The organism is Kitasatospora sp. NPDC004669 (assembly GCF_040609455.1).
Taxonomy (GTDB): Bacteria; Actinomycetota; Actinomycetes; order Streptomycetales; family Streptomycetaceae; genus Kitasatospora.
Genome location: NZ_JBEXKB010000166.1, coordinates 1 through 5744 on the forward strand (window position 1 = coordinate 1; position 5744 = coordinate 5744).

8 protein-coding genes and 1 pseudogene are annotated in these 5744 nt (G+C 71.1%); 4 read left to right on the forward strand and 5 right to left on the reverse strand.

Going from position 1 to position 5744, the window contains the following annotated elements; all coding sequences use genetic code 11:
- Nucleotides 1-339, forward strand: a pseudogene (locus ABZW30_RS46290) (XRE family transcriptional regulator); the annotation flags it as partial.
- A gap of 154 nt (nt 340-493) precedes the next feature.
- Here the strand turns inward: ABZW30_RS46290 and ABZW30_RS46295 are convergent.
- From ABZW30_RS46295 to ABZW30_RS46305, 3 genes are all read right to left on the reverse strand, one after another.
- Nucleotides 494-1900, reverse strand: a complete 1407-nt coding sequence (locus ABZW30_RS46295) for an IS1380 family transposase (RefSeq protein ID WP_355677370.1) — start codon at nt 1898-1900, stop codon at nt 494-496.
- A 118-nt stretch (nt 1901-2018) separates the two neighbouring features.
- Nucleotides 2019-2546 carry a GNAT family protein gene (locus tag ABZW30_RS46300; protein ID WP_355677371.1) on the reverse strand — a complete coding sequence of 176 codons (528 nt, stop codon included), beginning with the start codon at nt 2544-2546 and terminating at the stop codon, nt 2019-2021.
- 267 nt (nt 2547-2813) lie between these two features.
- Nucleotides 2814-3080 carry a hypothetical protein gene (locus ABZW30_RS46305; RefSeq protein ID WP_355677372.1) on the reverse strand — a complete coding sequence of 89 codons (267 nt, stop codon included), beginning with the start codon at nt 3078-3080 and terminating at the stop codon, nt 2814-2816.
- Between the two features lie 105 nt (nt 3081-3185).
- Between ABZW30_RS46305 and ABZW30_RS46310 the strand changes: the two genes are divergently transcribed.
- Entirely contained in the window at nt 3186-3719 is a 534-nt protein-coding gene (locus ABZW30_RS46310) for a hypothetical protein (protein WP_355677373.1), read from the forward strand.
- Between the two features lie 308 nt (nt 3720-4027).
- On the opposite strand, the gene ABZW30_RS46315 is transcribed toward ABZW30_RS46310, so the two are convergent.
- Together ABZW30_RS46315 and ABZW30_RS46320 are read right to left on the reverse strand one after the other, a co-directional pair.
- Nucleotides 4028-4465, reverse strand: coding sequence for a hypothetical protein (locus ABZW30_RS46315; protein ID WP_355677374.1), 438 nt, complete (start codon nt 4463-4465; stop codon nt 4028-4030).
- 85 nt (nt 4466-4550) lie between these two features.
- Nucleotides 4551-4781 carry a hypothetical protein gene (locus ABZW30_RS46320; RefSeq protein WP_355677375.1) on the reverse strand — a complete coding sequence of 77 codons (231 nt, stop codon included), beginning with the start codon at nt 4779-4781 and terminating at the stop codon, nt 4551-4553.
- A 174-nt stretch (nt 4782-4955) separates the two neighbouring features.
- Between ABZW30_RS46320 and ABZW30_RS46325 the strand changes: the two genes are divergently transcribed.
- Nucleotides 4956-5294, forward strand: a complete 339-nt coding sequence (locus ABZW30_RS46325) for a hypothetical protein (protein WP_355677376.1) — start codon at nt 4956-4958, stop codon at nt 5292-5294.
- Nucleotides 5291-5623, forward strand: a complete 333-nt coding sequence (locus ABZW30_RS46330) for a hypothetical protein (protein WP_355677377.1) — start codon at nt 5291-5293, stop codon at nt 5621-5623. Before ABZW30_RS46325 ends, ABZW30_RS46330 begins: the two co-directional genes overlap by 4 nt.
- The last annotated feature ends 121 nt before the right edge of the window (nt 5624-5744 follow it).

The following is a 5744-nucleotide window of genomic DNA, read 5'->3' on the forward strand; positions in this document are numbered from 1 at the left end:
GAGCGGGCGGTCCGTTCGGCCTGGCAGCCGCGGGTGAGGCGGCGGGTGCGTCGCCAGGCCGAGCAGCGCGGCTTCATGCTCCACATGCAGGCGACGTTCGGGTTCAGCGCGGCCGGCGGCTCCACCGACGACCCCCGCCCCCGGATGATCACCCAGAAGATGCCCGGCGACGTTGCCCGCCGCCTCTACGCGGCCCGCGACGCCGGGGCCACCCAGGCTCAGCAGGAAGCGATCCTTGCCGAGGCCTTGCGGGACGAGTACTTCAAGGACGGCGGACGCCGCGCCCGCGGCCTCGACGTCGAGCTGAACGACGTCGCCTGGATGGACGTCGAGCTCTAGCCTCTGTGTTTCGGTTCGCGTCGGCTGATCTGGGGTGATTCCTGTGTCGGAGATCGCGGGGCTGCCGTCGGACGTTGGGCATGGAGAGGGCCCGGCGCGATGGCCGGGTGCTCCTGGGTCCTCGGGTCGTGGTGGTCAGGGCCAGCTTCGCCTGTCAGGTGGCCGGTCGGGGTAGTGCCACCAGGCGGCTGAACGCTGCGGTCAGTTCGTGGCGCCAGGGCCAGGTGGCGGCGATCCGCAGGTATAGGCGGCGCGCTCCGCGGGTGATCCGGGCGGCAGCGTGCAGGAGGCGGTAGCGGAGCTTCTTGGGCTCGGCAGTGGCCAACTCGCCGTCCAGCAGCAGGGTCCGGGCCCAGACGAGCAGGTCGATGGCGGTCAGGGACAGCTCCAGCCAGACCTGGTTGATGGCGAAGTGGCGGGAGGGGAAACGACCGAAGCCGGTGGTCTTGCCGCAGCGGATGTGGTCCTCGACTCTGGCGTGAGCGCGGTGGCGGACCTCCAGGTACTGGATCGAGCCGCCGCCGGCGACGGGCGTGTCGGTGAGGAAGACCTGGTGGCGCATGCCTTCGTCCTGGTCGAACAGGGACAACTGGGCGCCTGGGTGGGGACGCTCGCGGCGGACGATGATGCGGGTGCCGTCCGGGTATCCGGTGAGGTCGACCAGGCCGGTCAGCTCGGCGACTTCGGCGCCGGCACGAAGGGTCCCGTCCTGTTCCAAGGCCGGGTGCCAGACCTGGTCGGGTAGGACCCGGATGGCCTTGCGGACCTGTTCGGTGACGGCGTGTCCGACGGAGAAAGTGGTCTGGATGCCTCGCTGTCGAAGGGCGCGTAGGTGGGCGAGGAAGGCTTTGGCGCTGCCCGCGCTGTCGGCGCGGATGAGGACTGGGGTGCCGTGGCGGTGGGCGTCGGGAATCTGCGCGACGGCTTGGTCGAGGACAGTGATGTGGTCGGCTGCGGTGTTCGCCCCGGCGTTGCCGGGTCGCAGGATGCCGGCGAGTGCCTCGCCGGTGTTGTCCAGGAAGCAGAGCATCGGGTGGTAGCCGAAGCCGCGCTTGTAGGTGGCGGCCGCTTCTTCCTTCTCGGAGTGGCAGGTGACCAGGGTGGCGTCGATGTCCAGGACCAGACCCTGCAGTTCACGCCCTCCGGCGTGTGATGCGGGTATGGGGTGTCCGGTCTCGTCCGCTTGCAGCCAGGCGACCTCGCGGGCCTGGGCCCTGGCTGCGCGCAGGGCGTTCAGAGCTGCGGTGTCGATACCGGCGAGCACTCTCCAGGCGGTCGGGGTGGAGGCGACGGGACCGAACACGTCGCGCTGGTCGCGCAGCACGGCCAGGTCGGCGATCGCCTCGCCTCCGTCGGCGAGCATCACCGCCAGGTCCACCGCGACGCGGCCGGGATCGTGCCCGGTCCCGCGCGGCCGCAGCTGGTGCAGAGCGTCGCTGAAGGCGCTGGTCAGCGAGGTGGCGTCGGCCAGATCCGCCAGCAGGCGCGAGCCGGCGTGGTTGACCACCCCGTGCCCGTCAGTGCTGACGACGAGCTTGGGGCGTGACCGGGTAGTGTGCACGCAGAAAGTGCCTTCCTGCTGGTACGACTGGGACCTTAGACAAGCCTCATCGTTGCAGCGCAGAAGGCACTTTCGCTTCCGATCATGATCCGGAAGCGACCCCGGATGAACGCGCAGGTTAGTCGCCGAGGACCCGCTCCCACAGCAGCCCGTCCCGCCAGCTCCCGTCGAGAAAGATAGCGGAGTGCGCGACGCCGTACGGGCTGAACCCGTTGCGGCGCAGCACCCGCTGCGACGGCAGATTCTCCAGATTGGTGGACGCCTCGGCGCGGTGCAATCCGAGTTCGTCCGTCATCACCCGGAGTACAAGCCCGACAGCGCGCCCGGCGTGCCCTTGATTCTGGGCGACACTGGCGATCCAGTATCCGACGGAGCCGCGGCGCAGGTGCGGCTGCGGCAGGATGCCTCCGACGGTGACCTGCCCGATCACCTGGTCGTCGGCGAGCACCACGCCCGGCCAGACCGTGCCGGCCCGGTATCCGGCCAGAAGCTTGTCTATCCGCTCCGCCTGGCCCGCCGGGGTGAAGAAGTCGGCTGGCTGGGCCGGTTCCCACAGCCGGAAAGCCTCGAAGTCCCGCACCCGATGCGCGGCGATCGGGGCGGCGTCGGTGGGCTCGATCAGGCGGATCCTGGTGCTGCTGTGCATGCGCTGGTCCTCGTCGCGGTGCGTCGGATGAGACGGCCAGCCTATGCAACGGTCCTCGCGTCGCCGCGCCCTACGCCTGCCCGAGGATCGAGTCGATCGTGCAGCTCGCGTTCTCGATACCCTGCACGCAGAAAGTGCCTTCAGCTTGGACCGACAGAACCCCTCGACAAAGTTCATCGTTCCAGCTCAGAAGGCACTTTCGTGTTTCCCCGCCGCTTCCGGCCTCATCTCAACCGAAACTGCGAGGCTAGCCTCGGACTTTCGAGTTCAGAGCCGCCTCAGGGCCGCCTCGCACAGCCGACACCGCCGGTCTTCCAGCTCCGGCGGGTACCAGGGCTCCCCGGGCCTCCCAGGCCGGTAATGGGAGTGCTCCATGGACTCGGTGTCCTCCCCGCAGAGAGTCCGCGGCAGCGGGTCCTCGGGGACTTCGGGGTCCTGGCCGGCGGCGTGCACCAGGAGTACAGCCGGCGCTTCGCCCTCCGGGCTCTCTGCCTGGGCTTGGTCCACCTCGAAGAGGACGATGATCCCTGCCATGACAGCAGACTGGGCCACAAGCTCAGCTTCAGCACCTTCTAGCGCTTGTTCGCCTCTGTGAGCGGGGACGTAAAACGGGGCGTGCCCGTTGCGGGCACTCCCCTCGTGCTTTGTGGCAACCTCTACTCGCCGTCGGTGGACTCGGCCCGGAAAGGGGTCCTGGCCGTCCGGGCGGTCCGGGCGGCCTGGCAGCCGCGGGTGAAGAAGCGGGTGCGCCGCGACGCCGAGCAGCGCGGCTTCATGCTCCACATCCAGGCGACCTTCGGCTACAGCGCGGCCGGCGGCTCCACCGACGACCCCCGCCCCCGGATGATCACCCAGAAGATGCCCGGCGACGTGGCGCGGCGGCTGTACGAGGCCCGCGACGCCGGGGCCACCCAGGCCCAGCAGGAAGCGATCCTCGCCGAGGCCCTGCGGGACGAGTACTTCAAGGACGGCGGCCGACGCCACCCTCCGGCGGCCCCGTGTCGCCGAAAGAGAGCCAGTCTCGGCCGCCGAAGGGAGGCCGGGACTTTTTCTTTTGAGCACGTCGGTGAATTCACCGACGAAATTCGGAGGAACACAAATGAGCGACCACTTCCACCATGCGCGAGTGCGGCTGGCCGTCCCTGCGGATCCCCGTGCTGTGCGACCTCCTGAGCGGGGAGTGCGCGCCCTGTGCTGGAGGGGCCTGGCGCAGGCCGACCGTGAGCGATGCCGCGCGGCGCCGCCGTCCAGGTGGCATGTTCGCGGCCGGAAAATTGCAGGTCAAAGCCCTGGCCACCGTGCGACGTGCGGGTCTAGCATTCCCGGCACGGCGGCCCCACCACAGCACCACCGGGCCGCCGAGCAGAGCAGCCGCGCCGCGGCTCGGCGCTGCTGGCCTCCCACCGGCCGGGCCCCGCGGAACACCCCCCTGCTTCCCCGGGACCCGGCCGCCTGCTCTCCGTTCCTGCATACTCGGACGGCTACGGGGCGGTGTGCCTGAGGCGGCGGGAGCGCGCGGCCCGTTGCATCTCGGCCTCGGCCAGGTGCCGACGGCCGGCGGCGAGGTCCTGGCGGACCTGTCCCTCGACGGCGGTGAACGCCCGGTAGTAGGTCTGGTCGTACGCCTCGATCAGCTGGTAGGTCCACATGCCCGGGATGACGTCCCGGCCGAGGAGCTCCCGCTCGGCCAGGCCGGCCTGCTCCTCGTGCCCGGCCCGGTGCGGCATCCGCACCGCCTCGGCGAGCATCCGGTCGGCGCCGCCGGTCATGTGGTGCACCGCGTACAGGTGGCCGCGGGCCCGCTCGGTGTACTCCAGCGCCTTCGTCAGCATCCCCAGCGCCTCGACCGTGGCGTCGTCCACCCCGGGCGGCCGCCGGTGCGCCTCGTCCGGCTCCTCGGTCCCGACGTCATCTGTCACCGATGCCTCCCGACGTGCTCGCCCGACCCCTTCACCGTCGTCCGGCCCGGGAGTAAGCGCATACGGGAGAGGGCCGACCGGCGGGTCAGGCCGCCGGTTCCTGCGCGGTGTCCGGGCGGGCAGCCTGCTTGAGCTTCATCTCAGCCTTGTGCCGGTTTCCCACCTCGGCCCAGTGCGAGTGGGAGTACAGCTCGGCGCCGACCGCGGCGAACGCGGTCCGCTTCTCCTCGGTCGGGTCGGCGGCCCAGTCGGCCTCGGCGGTGTACCAGCGGCGCTGGGGTTCGAGCGGGTCGGCGGGGAAATCGGTGTCGGACACAGGCCCATCGTAGGTCGCACACCCGTGCGGCCGGCGCCACGGCACCCCGGGCCGGGACGAGTGGCGGGGGCGATGCTGACCAGAACGCCCCACGGACCAGCCCGGGGCGGCTACCGTCGACAGCACAGGGCCCGGCCCGGCGCCGGACAGACCGACACGGAGAGGGGTACGGGGATGAGCGCCCAGCCCGCCGAACACGGACATGGCGGGGGCCGCATCGGCCTGCCGCCGATGGACACAGTGCAGGAACTGCGAGCCGCGCTGCGCGCCGGCCACGGATTCCCCGGCGACGCGGAGCGCCTGGACGCCGAGCTCGCCGCACAGCTGCTGCGCCGGGTCCCGGTCGACCGGCTCGACCAGGTGGAGGAAGTCGGCACGGTGGTCGACCTGGTCGCGGTCGGCGAGATCGTCGCCGCCTATCGCGGCCGCGTTCATCTGGCCGCCGACCGGGACGCCGCCGACGCGATCGACGAGGCCGTCGCCGACCTGCTCGCCCGGCAGGGCGCCGAGTGAGCGACCCGCACCAGGAGCAGCCGGACGGTCCGGTGGTGGCGGTGGTCACCGACCGCGCCGCCCAGCGCGCCAAGGAGTTCGGCGCCGGCGAAGTGCTGGAGGCGCTGCGCGCCGAGCTGGCACACCGGCCGCGGCTCGGCCGGCTGATCCGTACGGTCACCGAGGGCGGGCAGCGCATCGAGCTGTACTCCACGCGGATCGAGGGCGACCCCGCGTCCGGCCGACCGCCCGTCAACGTGGTGTTCGCCTACGCCCCGGCGCCGCCGTGGCCGCCGACCGTGCGGATCGCCGCCGTTGTCCCCGAGGATCCGCGCCACCCGCAGCCGTAGGTGGCCAAGCCGATCGCCCGCGGCTGGTGAGCTGCTCCGGCTTTCATGGAGTCCCTGATGTCTGGGTTTGTTACGATCCCAGGCGTAAGGAGAACCACGAGCAGTGCCAGCACCACGCAAG

Bases quoted from the DNA above. Each gene is read 5' to 3' on its own strand.
- ABZW30_RS46325 (WP_355677376.1), top strand. From the start codon at position 4,956: ATGAGCGCCCAGCCCGCCGAACACGGACATGGCGGGGGCCGCATCGGC.
- ABZW30_RS46305 (WP_355677372.1), bottom strand. From the start codon at position 3,080: ATGGCAGGGATCATCGTCCTCTTCGAGGTGGACCAAGCCCAGGCAGAG.
- ABZW30_RS46300 (WP_355677371.1), bottom strand. From the start codon at position 2,546: ATGCACAGCAGCACCAGGATCCGCCTGATCGAGCCCACCGACGCCGCC.